Origin of the sequence: Candidatus Methanocrinis alkalitolerans (genome assembly GCF_029167205.1) — an archaeon.
In the GTDB taxonomy this organism is placed as follows: Archaea; Halobacteriota; Methanosarcinia; order Methanotrichales; family Methanotrichaceae; genus Methanocrinis; species Methanocrinis alkalitolerans.
The window spans coordinates 19,510-38,591 of the sequence record NZ_JARFPL010000014.1; the positions used below are offsets into that span (position 1 = coordinate 19,510).

General features: G+C 54.6%; 17 protein-coding genes. 14 read left to right on the top strand and 3 right to left on the bottom strand.

All coding sequences use genetic code 11. The features are described from left to right. Positions 1–42: 42 nt before the first annotated feature. Both P0O24_RS05870 and P0O24_RS05875 read right to left on the bottom strand, forming a co-directional pair. The gene (locus P0O24_RS05870) at positions 43–1,011 is read right to left on the bottom strand and encodes a TIGR00269 family protein (protein ID WP_316968813.1); all 969 of its coding nucleotides are present in this window, start codon (positions 1,009–1,011) and stop codon (positions 43–45) included. A gap of 285 nt (positions 1,012–1,296) precedes the next feature. Further along, complete coding sequence (locus P0O24_RS05875) at positions 1,297–2,136, bottom strand: hypothetical protein (RefSeq protein ID WP_316968814.1); 840 nt, start codon at positions 2,134–2,136, stop codon at positions 1,297–1,299. A gap of 173 nt (positions 2,137–2,309) precedes the next feature. Between P0O24_RS05875 and P0O24_RS05880 the strand changes: the two genes are divergently transcribed. The 13 genes from P0O24_RS05880 to P0O24_RS05940 all read left to right on the top strand — a co-directional run bounded on the left by P0O24_RS05880 (position 2,310) and on the right by P0O24_RS05940 (position 15,796). Then, complete coding sequence (locus P0O24_RS05880) at positions 2,310–2,408, top strand: C2H2-type zinc finger protein (protein ID WP_316968815.1); 99 nt, start codon at positions 2,310–2,312, stop codon at positions 2,406–2,408. A gap of 205 nt (positions 2,409–2,613) precedes the next feature. Then, on the top strand, positions 2,614–3,675 hold the full coding sequence (locus P0O24_RS05885; RefSeq protein WP_316968816.1) for a glucokinase: 1,062 nt from the start codon (positions 2,614–2,616) through the stop codon (positions 3,673–3,675). Positions 3,676–3,743: 68 nt separating this feature from the next. After that, positions 3,744–4,538: a transaldolase family protein gene (locus P0O24_RS05890; RefSeq protein ID WP_316968817.1), complete on the top strand. Its 795-nt coding sequence runs from the start codon at positions 3,744–3,746 to the stop codon at positions 4,536–4,538. Beyond that, positions 4,519–5,847, top strand: coding sequence for a hypothetical protein (locus P0O24_RS05895; protein ID WP_316968818.1), 1,329 nt, complete (start codon positions 4,519–4,521; stop codon positions 5,845–5,847). The genes P0O24_RS05890 and P0O24_RS05895 overlap by 20 nt, the downstream gene beginning before the upstream one ends. Beyond that, the gene (gene gnd / locus P0O24_RS05900) at positions 5,848–6,744 is read left to right on the top strand and encodes a phosphogluconate dehydrogenase (NAD(+)-dependent, decarboxylating) (RefSeq protein ID WP_316968819.1); all 897 of its coding nucleotides are present in this window, start codon (positions 5,848–5,850) and stop codon (positions 6,742–6,744) included. It abuts the gene before it with no gap. Further along, complete coding sequence (zwf, locus tag P0O24_RS05905) at positions 6,741–8,189, top strand: glucose-6-phosphate dehydrogenase (RefSeq protein WP_316968820.1); 1,449 nt, start codon at positions 6,741–6,743, stop codon at positions 8,187–8,189. Before gnd ends, zwf begins: the two co-directional genes overlap by 4 nt. Then, positions 8,186–8,821 (top strand): cyclase family protein, encoded by a 636-nt coding sequence (locus tag P0O24_RS05910; protein ID WP_316968821.1) that lies wholly within the window; start codon positions 8,186–8,188, stop codon positions 8,819–8,821. Before zwf ends, P0O24_RS05910 begins: the two co-directional genes overlap by 4 nt. Continuing rightward, positions 8,818–9,462, top strand: a complete 645-nt coding sequence (locus P0O24_RS05915; RefSeq protein ID WP_316968822.1) for a ribulose-phosphate 3-epimerase — start codon at positions 8,818–8,820, stop codon at positions 9,460–9,462. Before P0O24_RS05910 ends, P0O24_RS05915 begins: the two co-directional genes overlap by 4 nt. 27 nt (positions 9,463–9,489) lie before the next feature. Beyond that, the gene (locus tag P0O24_RS05920; RefSeq protein WP_316968823.1) at positions 9,490–11,271 is read left to right on the top strand and encodes a transketolase; all 1,782 of its coding nucleotides are present in this window, start codon (positions 9,490–9,492) and stop codon (positions 11,269–11,271) included. Then, a complete protein-coding gene (locus tag P0O24_RS05925; protein WP_316968824.1) occupies positions 11,272–12,048 on the top strand; it encodes an NAD(P)H-hydrate epimerase in 777 nt (258 codons plus the stop codon). Between the two features lie 3 nt (positions 12,049–12,051). Continuing rightward, the gene (locus P0O24_RS05930) at positions 12,052–13,152 is read left to right on the top strand and encodes a glucose 1-dehydrogenase (RefSeq protein ID WP_316968825.1); all 1,101 of its coding nucleotides are present in this window, start codon (positions 12,052–12,054) and stop codon (positions 13,150–13,152) included. Between the two features lie 6 nt (positions 13,153–13,158). Then, complete coding sequence (locus P0O24_RS05935) at positions 13,159–15,147, top strand: glycoside hydrolase family 15 protein (RefSeq protein WP_316968826.1); 1,989 nt, start codon at positions 13,159–13,161, stop codon at positions 15,145–15,147. A gap of 283 nt (positions 15,148–15,430) precedes the next feature. Next, positions 15,431–15,796, top strand: coding sequence for a DUF1622 domain-containing protein (locus tag P0O24_RS05940; protein WP_316968827.1), 366 nt, complete (start codon positions 15,431–15,433; stop codon positions 15,794–15,796). A gap of 100 nt (positions 15,797–15,896) precedes the next feature. Here the strand turns inward: P0O24_RS05940 and P0O24_RS05945 are convergent, their stop codons facing one another. Continuing rightward, positions 15,897–17,300 carry a dihydrolipoyl dehydrogenase gene (locus tag P0O24_RS05945; RefSeq protein ID WP_316968828.1) on the bottom strand — a complete coding sequence of 468 codons (1,404 nt, stop codon included), beginning with the start codon at positions 17,298–17,300 and terminating at the stop codon, positions 15,897–15,899. Between the two features lie 448 nt (positions 17,301–17,748). Here P0O24_RS05945 and P0O24_RS05950 point away from each other — a divergent pair, with 448 nt between their 5' ends. Then, positions 17,749–19,074: a pyridoxal phosphate-dependent aminotransferase gene (locus tag P0O24_RS05950; RefSeq protein ID WP_316968829.1), complete on the top strand. Its 1,326-nt coding sequence runs from the start codon at positions 17,749–17,751 to the stop codon at positions 19,072–19,074. Positions 19,075–19,082 lie beyond the last annotated feature (8 nt).

Consider the following 19,082-nt stretch of genomic DNA (forward strand, 5'->3'; position numbering starts at 1 on the left):
ACCCCTCGTATATAGATATTGGGAAGGGGGCGAGGAAGAACATCACCTCGACCTTCCCAGGAGGTGGCATGCCTTGCAGAGATCTCCGACGGAGGGTTCGCCGCAGATCCTGCAGCACGAGAGGGGTGTTACGGCAGGCCTATCTTCCGCGGAACTCAATATCTTCTCAAAGCCCCTCAAGACGGAGCCTTTCGTCCCCGGATGGTCCCTTTCAAGGCCGTTCATCATCCTTCGAATCTCAAAGCGCAAGGAGGAATGGGCGTAGGGGCACTCCGGGGCCTCGGGATAGACTCCAGCGAGGATCCCGTAGAGGGCCACCTCTTTTTCGGCGATATGGCGCAGGGGCTTGATCCTGGGGACGAGGCCTGGCCGGGGCCTCCTCGGCGAAAGCCTGAAGAGCCGTTCGATATCTCCCTTGAGGTAGTTCATCATCACCGACTGGGCCTCATCGTCGAGGTTATGGCCTGTGGCGAGCTTTGTCGCCCCCAGGTCTCTTGCGGCCCGGTTGAGGGCGCTCTTACGCAGGACTCCGCAGAAGGTGCAGGGGGCCTGATCTCTGCCTTTCGCGATCCGGTCGAGGTCCGATCCGAACTCGTCTCTGAAGGATATCATCTTCAGCTCGACGCATAGATCCTCGGAGATCCTCCGGGCATATCCTATGGTATCCTCCCTGTAGCCCTTTATCCCCTCATCGATGGTGATGGCGAAGAGCTCGACCGCCTCCCCGGCTAGGATCTTTTTCAGGACGTAGAGGAGGACCGTGCTGTCCTTTCCTCCGCTCAGGGCCACAGCTATCCTGTCTCCATCCTCGATCATCCTGCCTGCTTTCAGGGTCTCAGCCACCTGGTCCTCGAAGGCTTCCATGAAATGGCTGCTGCATAGAAGCTTCCGAGACCTGCTGGATCTTGCCACGGCGGCATCTTCGCATATCGAGCAGCGCATCTTATTCAATTCGGGTCGATCCTCCAAATCGGCGTCTCCGAGGTCACAATTGTTAATTGAGGGGCTCATCTAATATGGGTCGTCTATATAATAGAAACCGTCCAAGCTCTGGGGTCGCCATCTGAAAAACCGGGGATCAAAGGGCGTCTGGCGTTCTTCGGTGATCTCTCATAATTGAAGGCGGGTGGACTGCTTCTCCATATCGATGAGGTCCCGGCGCCTTTCCTCAAAAGCCTTCAGGGCGCCTCCCGACCATAGCCAGGGTCGAAGCTCCATAGCCGATGGAGCCAAAAATCGAGGAGAAAGCCTCCGAAATTCGGAGGCCCTCAATATCGAGCTGATCGGTGTCTTCCGTCAGGCTTCGGGGGGGATTCCGTAGCTGGGGAAGGTGAGGATGTTCCTTATGTTCGTCTGAGCCCTGCCGTCCTCGAGAGTCTTAGGGACCATGATCCCCTGGGCTCTCCCCTCACCGAACTCCGGGTTGGTTAGTACACAGAGGAACATTATGCCCTCCGCTCCCGGAATTATCGGAGACCCCGAATGATAGTGGATGATTATCGGCTGATCGCCGGTATCGATGTTGTAATCGCCGAAGACCAGCATAGATCCAGCCGGGACGACCTTACCGTCTTCGCCACCCCAGGTTCCATAAAGGGTGGTCTCCTCGATTGTCATTACCATCCATCCACCATCTCGGACAGCCCAGCCTTCGGCTGGAGCGGTCATCTCAGAGACCGCATAAGCTCTGTACTCCTGTCTGGGATCGAGCATGAAGCCGTTGAAGGTGGCAACGCCTTCAATATCGCAGAGCTCAGCCATCTGACACGCGCCCTGGGGGCTCATGGCCTCTACAGAGGTTGGATCCTCCACAACTTCCTCTCCGAAGAAGTCCAATCCGAAGGTCTCCAGGAAGTACTGCATTGCTGCGGTCCTGTCAGCTTCTATCCCGGCCTCGTCGCGTCCCATGATATCCTTCTGGAAGTACATATAATCCGGGGCGGTGTAATCGGGGTCGTCAGGCACGTAGACTCCTGCCCCCATATATGCCAGGAACTTGTCAAAACGGTCCGGCGTGGGCAGAACGCATCCGTCCATAACGTCATTCATATTCTCGGCCGCGAAGCTACTTGTGCTCAGGCTAAAAAGCAATACAGAAAGGATGCATATCCTAAGCGTCGTCTTTATTGTCTCCATATGATACCACCTAAACCTTTTCCATTTATGTCTAATATTCATCATAGATATAGTTTTCGAGATATTTTTATATTCAAATTTTTAATTTAACTTATGTTTTTTCTAAGGGAAAAACCTAAATAGAATTATGTAGAAAGCAGTGTAAACAAAAGGGAAGCATAGGAGGTGTTAAATTGGCTGAAGAAGAGAAAGGTTTTAAGTGTCCGATGTGTGGCGAGACTTTTTCGACCAAAGAGGAGTTCGAAAAGCACAAAAAGGAGCACAAAAAGTAAAAAGTAAATTGTTTTTATTTATTTTTTTGGCTCCTCTCAAAAACTCACGCCGTATATCACACTACTCACACCACACATGCTTAAAATTTACCAAATGTATTAAAATTAATTCTTGGAGTAAACCTAAATATAGGTAAAATTATCAAAAATATCTTTCAAGATAGAATTTAAAAATTAGGTTCAATTTAACAGGCAGAAAAAGACCATGATAATTAGATCTTATGCGGAAGAAGCAAAATTAGAGGGGTACGATCTCTTCGTCCTGGGGGGAGATATTGGGGGGACCCATACCAACCTGGCGGTGGCGGGGATGAGGGACGAGAAGACGGCCGTCCTCTTCTCCACCCATTTCGAGAGCCAAAAGCTCGGATCCCTCGTCCCGGCGATCAAGGAGACCCTCGAATACGCCGATGAGAAATTCGGAATCGGAATAGAGAGGGGATGTGCTGGGGTGGCGGGAGCTGTAAGCGGCTGCAGAAGATCCAAGCCCACCAATCTCTCGTGGGAGGTGGATGCTTGGGAGATAGAGAGGGAGACGGGAATAAAAGATTTTTATATAATAAACGATTTCCAGATTATAGCCTATGGTATAGAGTCCCTCTCAGAAGAGGACCTCCTCTTGGCCAAGGCCGGATCGGGCGGATGGGGGGAGACTAGGTCGATAATCGGCGCAGGAACTGGCCTGGGCAAGGCGATTTTGGCATTCGACGGCAAGAATTATTCACCCCTCTCCAGTGAAGGAGGCCACGGGGATCTCACTATCCACGATAGATTTGACCTTGAGCTCGCAGCAGAGATCAGAGCCGGCAGGGGTACCCCTGTCAGTTACGAGGAGGTGATCTCCGGAAGAGGCATCGAGAGGATATACCGTTATTTGAAGGACCGCTCCACCGAAGGCTCTTCAGATCCTCGGTACGCCTCCGAGATCGAGGGAGCCGAAGAAAAGGCTGCATTGATCTCTAAATATAAGGAGAAAGACGAGACGAGCAGAGAGACCTTCAAAGTATTTGCAAAATACTATGGCCGGTGTGCGAAGAACTTCGTCCTCGACTCCATGAGCACAGGAGGCCTTTATATCGCCGGTGGGATCGCAGCCAAGAACAGGGAGATGTTCACAAGCCCGGAGTTTCAGACCGAGTTTTTGAAGGCCAACAGACAGAGACAGATTCTTGAGAAGACACCGATTTATGTGATTTTAAATTACGACGTCAGCCTCTATGGGGCGTGCAACGCAGCGGCCAGAGGGATTCGGACCTGTCAGAAATAGTGGAATATCAACTAAAAAATCGCAGTTAATTTGGTGAAGATCTCAACTCGAAGTAGGTGGGAGCAAATATGAAAATATTCATAGATTCTGCAAAGCTCACTGAGATCGAAGAGGCATACCGGTGCGGCGTCTGTGACGGCGTCACGACAAACCCCAGCCTGATAAAGGCGGCGGCATCGGAGGGTGGCTCCGACCTGGAGGAGTACATCAAAAAGATCCTGACCACGGCCCGCGGCACCCCTGTGAGCCTGGAGGTGACAGAATATACCTTTGAGGGGATGGTTGCCCAAGGGAGGAAATTGTACAAAAAATTCAATCCTGTGGCCGAGAACGTCTACATCAAAATCCCGGTGAACCCATCCTTTGAGGGGGAAGGAGGAAGGGAGTTTGAAGGTATCAGCGCGATACGCGTGCTTGCCGGAGATGGTATTCCCATCAACTGCACCCTCATCTTCACCCCCGAGCAGGCCCTGATGGCCGCCAAGGCCGGGGCGAGGATCGTCAGTCCCTTCGCCGGTCGGATAGACGACCTGATCCGGAAAAGGGCTGAGGTGAAGTTCGAGAAGGCCGATTACTTCCCGACGGAGGGGCTTGAGGGCTTCGATGATGACGGCGTGGTATCGGGGATCGATCTGGTGGCCCAGATCGTCGAGATCTTCGACTCCCACGGGATCGAAGCAGAGGTTTTGGCTGCAAGCCTCAGGGGATCAAGGCAGGTACGAGATGCGGCCCTGGCAGGAGCCGATATCGCCACCATCCCCATGTACGTCATGAGAGATATGCTGGTCCATCCCAAAACTCGGGAGGGTATGAGGGGCTTTTTGGAGGATACCATACCCGAATATGCCGCATTGGGTGAGTGAAGAGATGAATATTTCATTTGAGGGCAGTCTGATCGAGGGAGGGGAGATCGATCTCTTAGGAGAGCAACTCCAAAACGAGATAGATTCCATGAACCGAGCCGCTAGGCTGGGATACGAGGACGAACGTGCATCTATCAATCTACCTATCGATGACCATCAGGAGGTAAGGCGAGTCGTTGAGGAGAAGAGGGAGCTGGACCCCGAGTACCTGGTGGTGGTCGGCCTTGGTGGAAGCAACCTGGGAACCGTCGCCGTCCAGGAGGCGGTCTTGGGGAGACTCTACAACCAGGTGACGGCAAAAACCAAGGTTCTTTATGCAGATACCGTTGACTCCGGCCTACTGCGTGATATAACGGCCTTGTTGGAGCCGGTGCTGAGGAGGGGGGGCAACGTAATCATAAACGGCGTCAGCAAGTCTGGGGGAACGACAGAGACGGTGGCCAACTTTCAGATACTGGTCGAATTGTTGAAGAGGTATAAAAAAGATCACAAGGATTGCATAGTCGTCACCACCGATACGGGCTCTAAGTTCTGGAAGTTCGCCAAAGGAGAGGGTTACGAAGTCCTGGAAATGCCCAGACTTGTGGGTGGAAGATACTCGGTCTTCTCTCCGGTGGGCTTATTTCCCCTGGGGCTTTTGGGGATCGATACCGTTAGGCTCCTCTCAGGCGCGAGAGTGATGAGAGACCGATGCCTTCAAAGTGAGGTTGTAGACAACCCTGCCGCCCTGAGTGCCGCTCACATGTTCCTCCACAGCCGGCGAGGAAGAAACATCTACAACCTCTTTCTCTTCTCGCCAGATCTGGAGTCTGTGGGCAAATGGTACCGTCAGCTCATGGGCGAGAGCATAGGGAAGAGATGCAGCAGGGATGGGGAGGCAGTCTTCGAAGGGATCACTCCCACCGTTGCTATAGGCTCTACCGATCTTCATTCCATGGCCCAGCTCTATTTGGGCGGCCCCCAGGACAAATACACCACCTTTGTGGGAGTCGATGAACCGAAGGCCGAGGTGAGACTTCCGGAGACAGAGACGTACTCATCCCTGGTGGAGGGCATACGGGGTCTATCCCTGAAGGAGATCATGGATGCAATACTCCAGGGGGTGAAGGCTGCCTATGTCAAGGGGAAAAGGCCGTTCTCGGAGATCACCCTTCCCGATATGTCGGAGAGATCAATAGGTCAAATCCTACAGTACAAGATGATGGAGATGATGTACTTGGGGTTCTTGCTGGATGTCAACCCCTTCGATCAGCCCAATGTGGAAGAGTATAAGGTGGAGACCAGAAGAGTTCTCGAGGGAGTTATATAAATGAAAGAGATCGGATTCATCGGCCTTGGGCGGATGGGGGGAAACTTGGCCCTCCACGCCGTAGACGAGGGCTTCTCCGTCGTGGGAAAGGCCCGGAGCAGAAAGCCTGAGCTGGAAGAGATGGGGGTCAGAGTGGTGGGTGACTATCCGTCTTTTGTGAAGGGGTTGCACCCGCCGAGGGTCGTGTACCTATCTCTTCCCGCCGGGCCCACCATCGACCAGGTACTGGAGGAACTGGTCCCGTACCTGAAGGATGGAGACGTGGTGATGGACGGCGGAAACTCTCTTTACCTCGACTCCATACGCCGGGAGGAGACCCTCAGGAGGTCGGGAATCTACTTTTTGGACTGCGGCACCAGCGGTGGAACAGGGGGTGCCCGCCATGGAGCCTGTTTTATGGTGGGCGGGAGAAGAGAGGGTATCGCCGTCGCCGAGCCTGTATTGAAGGCCCTGGCCGTCGAAGAGGGGTACGTTCATACCGGCGTTCCCGGAAGCGGCCACTACGTGAAGATGATCCACAACGCCGTGGAGTACGGGATGATGCAGGCCATTGCCGAGGGCTTCGATCTTCTGGCCAACGGGAGCTTAAAAGGCCTGAACTTGAGAGATGTGGCCCACGTCTGGAACCACGGGAGCATAGTCGCCTCATTTCTGATGGCGATGGCGGAGAAGGCCCTGGAGAAGGACCCGGCGCTCGCGGCCCTTCAGCCCTTTGTCGACGACAGCGGTGAAGGGCGCTGGGCGGTGAAAGAGGCGCTCGATCATTCGGTGCCTTTCGTCGCCAACGCCTACGCCTTAAACTCTCGATTTGCGTCGCGGGACAAGGACTCCATGGCCCATCGGATGCTGGCCGCTCTGAGAAAGGAGTTCGGGGAGCACCCCGTAAAGAAGAAATGAGCTTTATGCTACTCCTCTTCGGGGCGACGGGGGACCTGGCCCGAAGAAAGCTGATTCCCGCCCTCTACAGCCTCTACCTGAAGGGGACGATTAACGAGAATACCCCCATAGTGGGGCTTGCTCGAGCAGAGAGGAGCCGGGAGGATTTCTTGAGATCACTCGATCTAAAAAACATCCTTGTCCGGGATGAGGGGCTGGAAGCCTTTGAGGATCTGATCTGCTACTATTCGATGGATCTGAGGGAGGCACCTGATCCGGACCTCGCAGAATTTCTGAAGGAGGTGGACTCATCTCACCGATGCCGAGGAAACAAGATCTTTTATCTCTCCCTCTCCCCCAGGTACTTCGCCGAGGCGATTGATGCCATCGGCTCCGGGGGCCTTATGGAGGGGGAAGGCTGGAAGAGGCTAGTGGTGGAAAAGCCCTTCGGATACGATTTAAACTCCGCCAAGATCCTGAACGAAAAGATCTCCGCCGTCTTCGGAGAGGAGGATATCTACCGTGTAGATCACTATCTTGGAAAGGACCTTGTCCAGAGCATCCTGGCCTTCAGGTTCGCCAACGCCGTCTTTGAAGAGATCTGGAACCACCGTTTTGTGGACAACGTCCAGATAACCCTGGCGGAGACGATTGGGGTCGGCAGCCGTGCCGGCTACTTTGACGGGGTGGGCACCGTCCGGGACATGATCCAAAACCACCTCCTCCAGGTTCTGGCCCTGGTGGCTATGGAACCCCCGAGGTCTCTTGAGCCTGACGATATAAGATTTGGTAAGATCGAGGTCCTCCGCTCCCTTCTGGATGTCGGAGAGGAAGATATCGTCGTGGGCCAGTACGCGAGAGGTGAGGTGGAAGGCGAGAAGGTCGGAGCCTATTTGGAGGAGCCTGGAGTCCCCGAGGGCTCGAATACCGAAACTTATGCATCCTTGGAGATACATCTGGATTCGGATAGGTTCCGGGGCGTTCCCTTCTATGTGAGGACGGGAAAGAGGCTCACAAGGAAGTGCTCCGAGGTCAGCCTGGTCCTGAAGGAGGTAGCCTGGAACCTTTACGGCGGAGGAGGGAGAAAGCCGCCCGAGAACGTGGTAACCCTGAGAATCGAGCCTCACGAGGGCATATCGATAAAGTTCAACACCAAGGTCCCCGGGCCGGGAAGCTCCCTGAAGCCTGTCACCCTCAACTTCTGCCACCGATGCGAGTTTGGACTGGAGAGTCCCCAGGCCTATGAGCTTCTCCTACAGGGGGTGATAACTGCGGATCAGACACTCTTTACCAGATGGGAGGGGGTCGAAGCAAGCTGGCGGTTCGTCGACGGGATAATGGGCAAGATCAGGTCCCGGGGAGAGGTTCTCCGGTATCCCGCCGGATCGATGGGTCCGGCCGAGGCGGACCAGATGCTGGAAAATTATGGAAGAAGGTGGATTTTGGCAGAGGAGGTTTTAGATTGAAGGTCCACGACATATCCCTGGAGATCTACGAGGGGATGATAACCTATCCGGGAAACGCCGATTTCAGAAGGAGGGTGGTGGACAAAATCACCGGAGGCTCGTCGAACCTCTCTGAATACACTCTCGGGGCCCATACCGGCACCCACGTGGACGGCAGGCGCCACGTAGACCGGAGCGGAGGGGGGGTCGAGACGATACCCCTCGACCGATGCATCGGCGAATGCAGAGTGGTGGATTTGGGGTACCTGGACTTTGGAGAGGGCATAGGCGAGGAAGATCTCGCAGCAGAAAAGATAGAGAAAGGGGAGATAGTCTTATTCAAGACGAAAAACTCCACCACAGGTTACGGCGACTTCAGAGAGGATTTCATCTATCTGACCGATGAGGGGGCAGGGCTTTTGGTCAGAAAGAAGATGAAGGCGGTGGGGACCGACTATCTCAGCATCCAAAGATATCACTCAGGCCGTTGTGCTGCCCACTGCATCCTCCTGGAGGAGGGGATACCCATCTTTGAGGGGCTGGACCTCTCCAGGGTTGAGGCTGGAAGGTATCTTTTCATAGGCCTCCCCCTGAAGATCAGAGATGGGGACGGCTCTCCGGTGAGGGCCGTCCTGGTGGAGGGGCTATTATGAAGGACGTCATCCTCGGAGCCGTCATCGCCAACAGGCAGCAGGAGCTGGAGGGGATAGTCCACCGGCTGAAAGACCACCTAGATTGGATGCAGCTTGACGTGATGGACGGATACTTCGTTCCCAACACCTCCCTTGAGTTCGACTTCGAGCTTCCTGATACTGGCAACCGATACGAGGCCCAGCTGATGGTGAGAGATCCTGCCACCTGGATCAAGAGGAACGCCGATAAGTTCGACTCCCTCCTGGTCCACGCAGAATGCTGCCGTTTTCCTGAGCCCGAGAGGATCCTGGATCTGGGGAGGGATCTCTGCAAGAGGGTGGGGGTTGCCCTCAGGCCCGAGACCCCCCTCGAGGTGATCATGCCCCTAATCCCCCGGGTGGACGAGGTCCTGATAATGACGGTGGAGCCGGGAGCCTACGGGGGAGCCTTCCTCTCCGAGCCCCTTCAGAAGGTCGCCGAGCTGAGGAGGATCAGAAACGATCTGGATATCGAGGTAGACGGCGGGATCGACGACAACACCATCAAGCTCGCAAAGGATGCGGGGGCCAACCTCTTCGTATCAGGCTCTTACCTTCTTAAGTCTGAGGATGTAGGAAAGTCTGTATCGCGGTTGAAGGACGGGATAGATTTAAATTACTAAGTCATAATAATATATAGGTGATATAATATGGCATCCGTTGATGAACTGGGTCTTATGGCCGAGAAACTAAGGATAGATTCGATGAGGTCAACCACTGCCGCAGGTTCTGGACATCCCACATCCTGCATGTCAGCGGCGGAGATCATGAGCACCCTCTTCTTCCATGAGCTGGGGGAGGAGGATGAGTTCATACTCTCCAAGGGTCACGCCGCACCCATCCTATGGTCTGCCTATGCCGAGGCCGGCTTTGTGCCCCTGGAGGAGCTGGAGACCTTGAGAGAGATCACCAGCAGGCTGGAGGGGCACCCCACCCCCAGGATGCCCTTGATCAGGGTGGCCACCGGGAGCCTGGGGCAGGGTCTGGCGGCGGGGGCGGGGATGGCTCTGGCCAAGAGGCTGGCGGGAGATTCCGGCCGAGTTTACGTCCTCATGGGGGACGGGGAGGTGGCCGAGGGGTCGGTCTGGGAGACGGCCAACACCGCCGCCTACTACGGTCTCGGCGGCCTCTGCGCCATAATCGACGTGAACCGACTCGGCCAGTCGGGCCCCACCATGCACGGCCACGACACCGAGGCCTATGCCAGAAAGTTAGAGGCCTTCGGATGGGAGGCGGCCCAAGTCGATGGTCACCGGGTTGAGGAGCTTTTGGCCGCCTTCAGGGATGCCAGAAAGAGCAGAGGGCCCTTTGCCATAGTGGCCAGAACCTTCAAGGGCAGAGGGGTGTCGTTCCTGGAGGACAAAGAGGGCTGGCACGGCAAGGCCCTAAATCGAGAGCAGCTCGGAAGAGCCCTGGCCGAGATCGGGGAAGTCGGGATAAGCCTTCCATCCAAGGTGAGATACAGAAGGCCGCCTCCCTTCGAGTTTGTCGATTTCATCGGCGATGATTACGAGATGGGGGATCGGGTCTCCACCAGGAAGGCCTTCGGCAACGCCCTGGTCAAAATTGGAAAGGTCGACGAGAGGGTGGTGGTCGTCGATGCCGACGTCAGAAACTCTACCATGACGGAGGCCTTCTGCAAAGAGTTCCCTGATAGGTGCTTTCAGGCCTTCATAGCCGAACAGAACATGGTGGGCATGGCCATAGGCTTTTCTGCCATGGGTTTTGTTCCCGTCATCTCCACATTTGCCACCTTCCTCACCAGGGCCCACGACTTCATACGCATGGCCCAGTACTCCAGATCCAACATAAAGTTCGTAGGATCCCACGTGGGGGTCAGCATCGGACAGGACGGCCCATCTCAGATGGGCCTTGAAGACCTTCCCATGTTCCTGAGCATGCCTGACTCGATCGTCCTCTACCCCAGCGATGCCGTCTCCACCGAGGGGCTGATGAGGGAGATGATGAGGTTTGAGGGGATCGCTTATCTCAGGACCACCAGAGGCGAGACGCCAGTGGTATACGGCGGGGAGGAGGAGTTTCCCCTCGGCGGTTTCAAGGTTCTCAAGAGAAGCGACAACGATGATGCCCTAGTCATCTCGGCGGGGATCACCCTTAACGAGGCGCTGACAGCATATGAAATTCTGCGGGAGAAGGGGATTTCGATAAGGGTGATCGATCTCTACTCCATAAAGCCCTTCGACTCGGCGGGGCTCGTCAAAAACGCCCAGGAATGCAAAGAGAGGGCGATGGTAGTGGAGGACCATTACTGCTACGGGATCGCCTCCTACATATCTGAGGCTCTGGAGCACATAAGAAAGCTCTGCATAAGTGGCATTCCAAGATCTGGGAGTCCCCAGGAGCTGATGGAAGAGTACGGCATCGTAGCCTCCTCCATCGTCCAGCTGGCCGAGAGCATCATCAAAGACTAGATGCCAAAAAAGTCAAGAGAGTACGATTCACAGAAGATCATGATACCCTTCCGTCAAGAAGGCCTGCCCACCCTCACCGAGGAGGATATGAGGGAGGTGGACCGGTCCATGATAGAGGAGTATGGGATCGAGCTGATCCAGATGATGGAAAATGCTGGCCGAAACCTCGCCCGCCTTTTGAGAGAGCGGTTCTTAAAGGGAGATCCCCGGGGGAGGAGGGTGGCCGTTCTGGCAGGGCCCGGAGGGAACGGCGGAGGTGCCATCGTCTCCGCCCGCCATCTTCACAACTGGGGTGCCTCCGTCGATCTCATAATCTCCCGGCCCGAGGAGGATTTCAAGCCCGTTTCTCGAAAGCAGCTTGATATCGTCCGCCGGATGGAGGTACCCCTTCATAGGCCGGAGACGGCTGGCCGTATCGGTGAGGTCTCGGCGATCATCGACGGTCTTATCGGCTACGGCCTGAAGGGTGCCCCAAAGGATGAGGCTGCAGACCTGATCCGGTGGGCCAACGGAAGAGATGAGCCCATCTGTTCCCTCGATATCCCTTCGGGGATCGGATCGACGGAGGGTGCGGTCTACGATCCCACAGTCAGAGCCTCGGTGACGATGACTCTGGCCATGCCCAAAAGGGGACTATTTGACCCAGAGGCCGGGGCATTTGTGGGAGAGCTCTACCTGGCAGACATCGGTGTGCCCCCAGAGCTTTATGAAAGTATGTGCCTGAAGATTGATGTGGGGCCCATATTTGCAGAAGACGAATTGATAAGGCTGAGGTAGATAATGGAGCGATCTTTCATGAAGGCTGCGGCGGTTCGTCCCAAAGAGAAGGATAGCGCTCGGCTGATCGACGTCGACATGCCGGAGCCGGGCGACGATGAGGTCCTCGTCAAGGTCCATTCCGTAGGCCTCGACGGAACCGATAAGGAGATCTTTGACGGGGTCTACGGCACCCCGCCTTCGGGTGAAGAGATCTTGATCCCGGGCCACGAGTCCCTCGGCAGGGTCGAGGAGGTCGGAAAGGATGTAAGATCCTTTAGTCCCGGGGAGATGGTGGTGGCCACTGTCAGGAGGCCGGACGGCTGCATCAACTGCCAGGCCGGGGAGTACGACATGTGCCTTCTGGGCGACTACCGAGAACGAGGCATAAAAGGTCTCCACGGCTTCCTCTCCGAGTATTACCTGGAAAAAGAGGATTTTTTGATAAAGGTTCCGGAGGAGCTGGGTGAGCTTGCCGTTCTTCTGGAGCCGATGAGCGTGGCCGAAAAGGCGGCCAGGATGGCCTTCAAAGTCCAGGAGAGATTGACCTGGCGCCCGAAGGTGGCGATGGTCACGGGGACCGGGTCTCTGGGCCTTCTGACGGCGATGCACCTCAGGCTGAGGGGTCTTGAGGTTCTATCGGTCGACAGGTCCGACGACGACTATAAGGCCAAAATCTTCTCCGAGCTCGGAGTCCTTCACTTCAACACCAAACGGACAGAACTCCACGATATCCCGAAGGTGGTGGGAAAGCAGATCGACCTGATCGTCGAAGAGACCGGCAGCTCTAAGGTCGCCCTCCATTCCATAATGATCGTTGGAACCAACGGGGTGGTGGTTCTGGCCTCCATTACCGGGGGAGAGAAGCGAATGGAGATATGCAGCGACTGTTTCAATCAGGGACTGGTCCTGGGGAACAGGGCCGTGGTGGGGACGGTCAACGCTCACCGGCGGGATTTTGAGAGGGGTATCTCCGACCTATTGGCCATAGAAGAGAGGTGGCCGGGATCCCTCTCAAAGCTCATCACCGCCAGATACCCCCTGGAAGATTTCAAAGAGGCATTCTCTTCCATGAAAGATAATATAAAGGTGGTAATCGACTTCGACGGCCCATCGAGAGGATGAATACACATGACCCGACATATAGTCCTGGGAAACCAGTCTCTTCTGGTGAACATCGACAAATGGCTTCAGGTGAGAGACATATATTTTCCCCACGTCGGCCAGGAGAACCATCTCCTCGGCCATGCTCAGAAGGTTGGGGTTTACGTCGACGGCCGCCTCTCCTGGATAAACGACCAGGGGTGGGAGAGGAGGCTGGGGTATAAAGATGAAGTTCTCGTCACCGAGAACCGGGCGACCAACGTAGACCTCATGGTGGAGCTATCTCTGGAGGAGACCGTCTTATCTGAGGCGGATATATTCTTGAGGAAGATAACCATAAGGAACCTTGAAGATCGTGATAGAGAGTTTAGGATATTCTTTTACAATGACTTTCACCTCTACGGCGACGGTATAGGTGATACCGCGGTCTATCAGATGGACCACAATGTGGTGATCCATTACAAGAGGGCCAGGTATTTTTTAATCGGAGCCCTGAAGTCCGGAGATGGCGGTCGCATAAAAAGCGATCTTGACGACTACACCATAGGGCTTTCCGAAGGCGAAGGCTTTGAGGGGACCTTCCGGGACGCCGAAGATGGGGTACTATCGAAAAATACCGTTACTCAGGGAACGGTGGACTCCACCGTGGGATTGACTCTAAAGATCCCAGCAATGGGGAATGAGGCCGTATATTATTACATGACGGCAGGGAAAAATTTCAACGAAGTTTATAGACTTAGTAACATGATCCTGGAAGATGGCCCAGAGTCCCTGCTGGAAGATGCAGAGGCTCGCCAGAGAGCCTGGGTCGAGAGGGCAATCATAGACACGACCGGGCTGGACGAGGATATCATCCGCCTGTACAGGAGATCTCTATTGATGATCAAGACCCAGACCGACTCCTGCGGCGCCATCATAGCTGCAAACGACTCGGATAACAGCGCCTACAACAAGGACACCTACAGCTACATGTGGGCACGGGACGGCGCTTTAGTCTCCATGGCCATGATCAGGGCCGGATTTCCTGACCTCGCCAAACCCTTCTTCAGATTTTGTAAGGACGTCCTCTGGTGGATGGGGTGCCTTCTTCACAAGTACAACCCCGACGGGACCCTGGGCAGCAGCTGGCACCCTTGGGTCGACGACGGCTCCCCCTCCCTCCCCATCCAGGAGGATGAGACGGCTCTGGTGATATATGCTCTATGGGAGTACTTCCGGTCGACGAGGGATCTGGAGTTCGTCAGGGAGCTGTACGAGCCTCTGGTCAAGAAAGCGGCCGAGTTCATGAATGACTATCGCTATCCCAACGGCCTCCCCATGGAGAGCTACGACCTCTGGGAGGAGAGGCGGGGCGTCTTCACCTTCACCATCTCGGCTGTATATGCGGGCCTGAACGCTGCCGAAAGTCTCGCTCAGCTCTTCGGAGACAGCACAGTCTGCGAGCTGTGCAAGGACGGATACGGCGAGATCAAGGAGCTGATGGTAAGAGAGCTGTACGATCCGGATAGGGGAGCTATCGTTCGGGGGCTGAAGTACGAGGGTACAGACATCCGCAAAAAGAGGCTCGATCCGGTGGTGGACAGCAGCGTCTACGCCCTCTTCGAATTCGGAGTTCTGTCGGCCGATGATCCTCTCGTGGTTAAAACGATGAGTGAGGTGGAAGATACCCTCTGGGTGGAGGGGAAGGGAGGCCTTGCCAGATATCAGGACGATCTATACCGGAGACAATTGCCCGATAGCGTCGGAAATCCCTGGCCGATTTGCACTCTCTGGCTGGCCAAATGGTACATCGCCAAGGCTGAGGGGGAGGAGGACCTGGCGAGAGCCTCTGAGCTGATCAGATGGGCCGCTGATTGCTCTTTAGAGACGGGGGTCATGCCTGAGCAGGTCCATCCCCTTACGGGAGAGTCGGTATCTGTAGCCCCCTTGACATGGAGCCATGCCGAATTTGTAGATGCTGTCGGCAGGTTTATAGAGAAAAGAATCAAGCTTGAAGCCGTTCCATATCGATCTTGATTGGGAAATTGGACGAAAGGTTGAATACCGATGAAAGGCGAAAAAGGATTTAGAGGGTGATATTATAGCCGAGGAGTTTAAGTGCAAATTTTGTGGCATGATCTTCGCCACCAAAGAGGAGATGGAAAAGCACGCCCACGAGAACCATCCGGATGAGATGAAGAAAGGCTGATGGGGTGGTATGAGCCGATCCCCCTTCAATTCTCCTGCAGTAATATTCGGTCAAGGCCGAGGTAGCCTGGCAAAGTGGCTCCAGTATCCAATAGCTTGGTAAATGATGGTCATGGACGATCTGTTGTCGAGCCTCCCCTACTGGATCGAAGCGGTAAGCCTCCTTTTGCAGGTCTTCGGTGTGGCAGTAATAATCGTGGGCATTGCAGCTGCGACCTTTGGATACCTTATAGGGAAAATGGGATGGAGGGGTTCATCAGACGGAATCAGCCCCCTCAGGATTCGCATCGGTAAGACCCTCCTCCTGGGCCTGGAGATACTCGTAGCCGCCGATATAATCAAGACGGTGACCGTCGAGCTCAACTTGGTCAATCTCACCAGCCTGGGGCTGCTGGTGGTCATCAGAACCATGTTGAGCTGGACTTTGGTGGTGGAGATAGAGGAGCGCTGGCCCTGGCAGAAGGAAAAAAGGGATTGAGCCCGGGGCTATGATAAAGGTGCGCCCGGGGCTATATCCGTCCCGATATCCCAACTCTCGATATCCCGATTTGAGACCGAAGCCCTGGGCCAAAGTCCCGTCATTCTTCGGCGTGATGGTGGGGATGTTCCAGGTTTGCGAAGGCGTGGGCGATCACCTCGCTTATGGTGGGATGGATCACCTGGGACTCGATGAGGGGCATAAAGTCCTGGTATTCGGTGTTCATAAGGTAGACCACCTGCTGGACCAGCTCCGGGGCCTCAGAGCCCACTACGGATATTCCCAGAATCTTCATACTATCCTCTTCGACTACCGCCTTCACAAATCCGTCCTCTTCGGCCATGGCAACGCCTTTGGCCACATCGGTGTACTTGGCCCTGCCCACCAGGATCTCGTACCCCGACTCTCTGGCCTCAGATTCGGTCAACCCCACGGCGGCTACGGGCGGATAAGTGAAAACGGCGTGAGGGACGGCGTGGAAATCGGCCACCTTCATATCATCCTCGCCGGTGGCCTCGAAGATGTTATGAGATACCACCTCCGCCTCGTAGTTGGCGGTATGCCTGAACATGAACCTCCCCGTGGCATCTCCCAGTGCCCATATTCCCGGCTTTGTCGTTTCCAGGCGCTCATTTACCACGATCCACCCCCGTTTGTCCGTCTCGACCCCCGTCATCTCCGGCTTGAGGAGGTCTGCGTTGGACCTCCTTCCGACGGCCACCATAATCTCCTCTGCCTCGATCTTCTCTATCGAGCCGTCTGCCGTCTTCCGGGCAAAGACCACCTTCTTCCCACCTTCTCTTTCCACCTTGAATATCTCGTGGCCGGTGTATACCCCCATCCTCTCCGAGAGGGACCTCTCGACGATCTCGCGTATCTCCGGATCTTCATTGGGAAGGAGATTGGGATTTCTCCCAACGAGGGTGACCTCAGTCCCCATGGCGGAGAAGAAGTGGGCATACTCGCAGCCTATATAGCCCCCACCCATGATGACGAGGCTCTCAGGCAGCCTCTCGAGATCGAGGACCGAGACGTTATCCATAAACTCGGCATCCACAAGTCCCGGGATGGGGGGGATGAGGGGCCGGGCACCCGAGGCTATAACCATCTTCGGGGCCGTCAGAGTTCTGCCGCCAGATCTAAGGGTGTATTCTCCCACAAACTCGGCGGTATCCCGAAACCAGGTCAGACCCTCCTCCGACCTGATCGACTCCTCCATACCCGAAACAGATCGGCTTATCACCGAGCGCATCCGTTCCATAATCTTCTGGAAATCTATCCGGTCTATGTGGCCCTCGATCCCAACCTTTCTCCCTTCTTCCAGGGTTCGTATCACGTCCGCGGGATGGATAAGCATCTTCGAAGGGATACAGCCGTTGTTCAGACAGGTTCCGCCCAGGGGACCGCGCTCCATCAGAGCAACTTTCATCCCTTTCTTGAGGGCGGCGGAGGCGACGTGCAACCCTCCGCCGGAGCCGATTACAATCACATCAAATTCTTCCATAGAATCACATCCTTTGACACCATTGATGAAAATCGTTTGACTTGATGGTTTTGAGCATTAGGTGAACATATTCCATCGTTTCAAACGTGAACGTGGGATGGACCTAGATTCCGTGGATCGCGACAATGGGCGGCAAAATAAACCACATCTATCGAAAATACGGCAGCTTCGGGCTCATATCTTTGAATCTGATCCATCGGCTAACACCTTATTTGGTTTTTAACAAAAACTATCTAGTTTTTAATGATTTAATGATATTTAAATTTTACCTATTAAGCACCATGATTCTTGAATTATATAACCTTTGATGTTTTCCGCATCAAAACAGAATAATGAAGAATACATACATTTAACATCCTTCAAATAATCTTCTTTATAAAAGGATTGCAAATAATTATATATAACATCACAACAAAAGAATTCTGCAGCTGGAAATCCGGGAGGATCGATGATGAGTGAGATAATGGTAGATCCGAGAGTTGACGATATATCCATGCCGGAAAACCTTCGGGTGGGGCTATTCGTTGCTGAACAGAGGAAAAGATGCGACAAAATCGGGTGCAACATGGAGTTTTATAGTTTTGGATTTGGCCAATCCCCCTTTCACGTCCCCCCGCCTCTGGAGCGTTCTTTGGGAGGGAGCGCCCATATGGGCCACTATTCCGCTGCTGAAGGGATTGAGGAGCTCCGAAAGGCCATCTCTGGATTCAATAAGAGACACTTCGGCCTTGATGTGGATCCCTCCAGGATAGTGGTTGGCCACGGCACAAAGGGCTTGATGTTCACCCTATTCTTCATACTGGGTGGCTCTGTAATAATACCCTCCCCCTCGTGGATCGGTTACGCCCCTCAGCTGAAACTCCACGGAAAGGAGTATCATATACTCCAAATGAAGGCCGAGAATGGTTACAAGATCGACCCTCAAAGCCTGGAGGATCTTCTCACGAAACTCCCTGAAGAGCAGCATCTACTGATACTGAACAACCCCCACAACCCCACAGGTGCCGTATACACCCGCGGGGAAATGGAAAAGATCGCTCAGGTCTGCAGAGATCGTCACACCTTGATCCTATCGGACGAGATTTACGCCCTGACCACCTACAGGTTCGAGAATTTCACAAGCATGGGACGGATTTATCCGGAGGGATCCTTCGTAACAAACGGGTTGTCCAAGGATAGATCTGCAGGAGGGTACCGCCTCGGAAGCTGCATTCTGCCCGAGGATTGTTCAGATAAGTTGAAAAACGATTTCACAAAGGTTGCAGCCACCGTTTATACCAACGTCTCCACCCCAACTCAGAATGCCGCCATCACCGTTTACGAGCCTAATGAGGAGATCGAGGAGTATTTCAGGATCACAAGAGAGATCCACAGGATCATGGGAACGGAGATATCTCAGTCCCTCAACGAAATCGACGGGATCCGTGCCACAAAGCCAGAGGGGGCCTTCTATCTGCTGGCGGACTTCAACCAGCTCTCAGAAGAGCTGAAGAAGAGAGGTGTTATGAGCTCAAACGAACTGGCAAAATCCCTCATAGATCACCCACACCACATTACCACCGTCACCGGGGATGCCATCATGGTGAAGCCCGACAACTTCTCCGCACGGATGGCCTTCGTCGATTACGACGGAAAGAGGGCCTTTGAAGCCTTCAGAGAAGATCCGCCCAAGTCTAGATCAGCGGAGTCCGTCTTCGCCAGGGAAGAGGGCACCCGAATGTTCACAGGAGTCGCAGAGCTTAAAAAGTACGTAGACAAGATCAAGAAGAGATGATCTGCCGG

Excerpts from the sequence above, each read along its gene's own strand:
- P0O24_RS05870 (WP_316968813.1), bottom strand. The coding sequence starts at position 1,011 with ATGAGCCCCTCAATTAACAATTGTGACCTCGGAGACGCCGATTTGGAG.
- P0O24_RS05875 (WP_316968814.1), bottom strand. The coding sequence starts at position 2,136 with ATGGAGACAATAAAGACGACGCTTAGGATATGCATCCTTTCTGTATTG.
- P0O24_RS05885 (WP_316968816.1), top strand. The coding sequence starts at position 2,614 with ATGATAATTAGATCTTATGCGGAAGAAGCAAAATTAGAGGGGTACGAT.
- P0O24_RS05890 (WP_316968817.1), top strand. The coding sequence starts at position 3,744 with ATGAAAATATTCATAGATTCTGCAAAGCTCACTGAGATCGAAGAGGCA.
- P0O24_RS05895 (WP_316968818.1), top strand. The coding sequence starts at position 4,519 with ATGCCGCATTGGGTGAGTGAAGAGATGAATATTTCATTTGAGGGCAGT.
- gnd (WP_316968819.1), top strand. The coding sequence starts at position 5,848 with ATGAAAGAGATCGGATTCATCGGCCTTGGGCGGATGGGGGGAAACTTG.
- zwf (WP_316968820.1), top strand. The coding sequence starts at position 6,741 with ATGAGCTTTATGCTACTCCTCTTCGGGGCGACGGGGGACCTGGCCCGA.
- P0O24_RS05915 (WP_316968822.1), top strand. The coding sequence starts at position 8,818 with ATGAAGGACGTCATCCTCGGAGCCGTCATCGCCAACAGGCAGCAGGAG.
- P0O24_RS05920 (WP_316968823.1), top strand. The coding sequence starts at position 9,490 with ATGGCATCCGTTGATGAACTGGGTCTTATGGCCGAGAAACTAAGGATA.
- P0O24_RS05925 (WP_316968824.1), top strand. The coding sequence starts at position 11,272 with ATGCCAAAAAAGTCAAGAGAGTACGATTCACAGAAGATCATGATACCC.
- P0O24_RS05930 (WP_316968825.1), top strand. The coding sequence starts at position 12,052 with ATGGAGCGATCTTTCATGAAGGCTGCGGCGGTTCGTCCCAAAGAGAAG.
- P0O24_RS05935 (WP_316968826.1), top strand. The coding sequence starts at position 13,159 with ATGACCCGACATATAGTCCTGGGAAACCAGTCTCTTCTGGTGAACATC.
- P0O24_RS05940 (WP_316968827.1), top strand. The coding sequence starts at position 15,431 with ATGGACGATCTGTTGTCGAGCCTCCCCTACTGGATCGAAGCGGTAAGC.
- P0O24_RS05945 (WP_316968828.1), bottom strand. The coding sequence starts at position 17,300 with ATGGAAGAATTTGATGTGATTGTAATCGGCTCCGGCGGAGGGTTGCAC.
- P0O24_RS05950 (WP_316968829.1), top strand. The coding sequence starts at position 17,749 with ATGATGAGTGAGATAATGGTAGATCCGAGAGTTGACGATATATCCATG.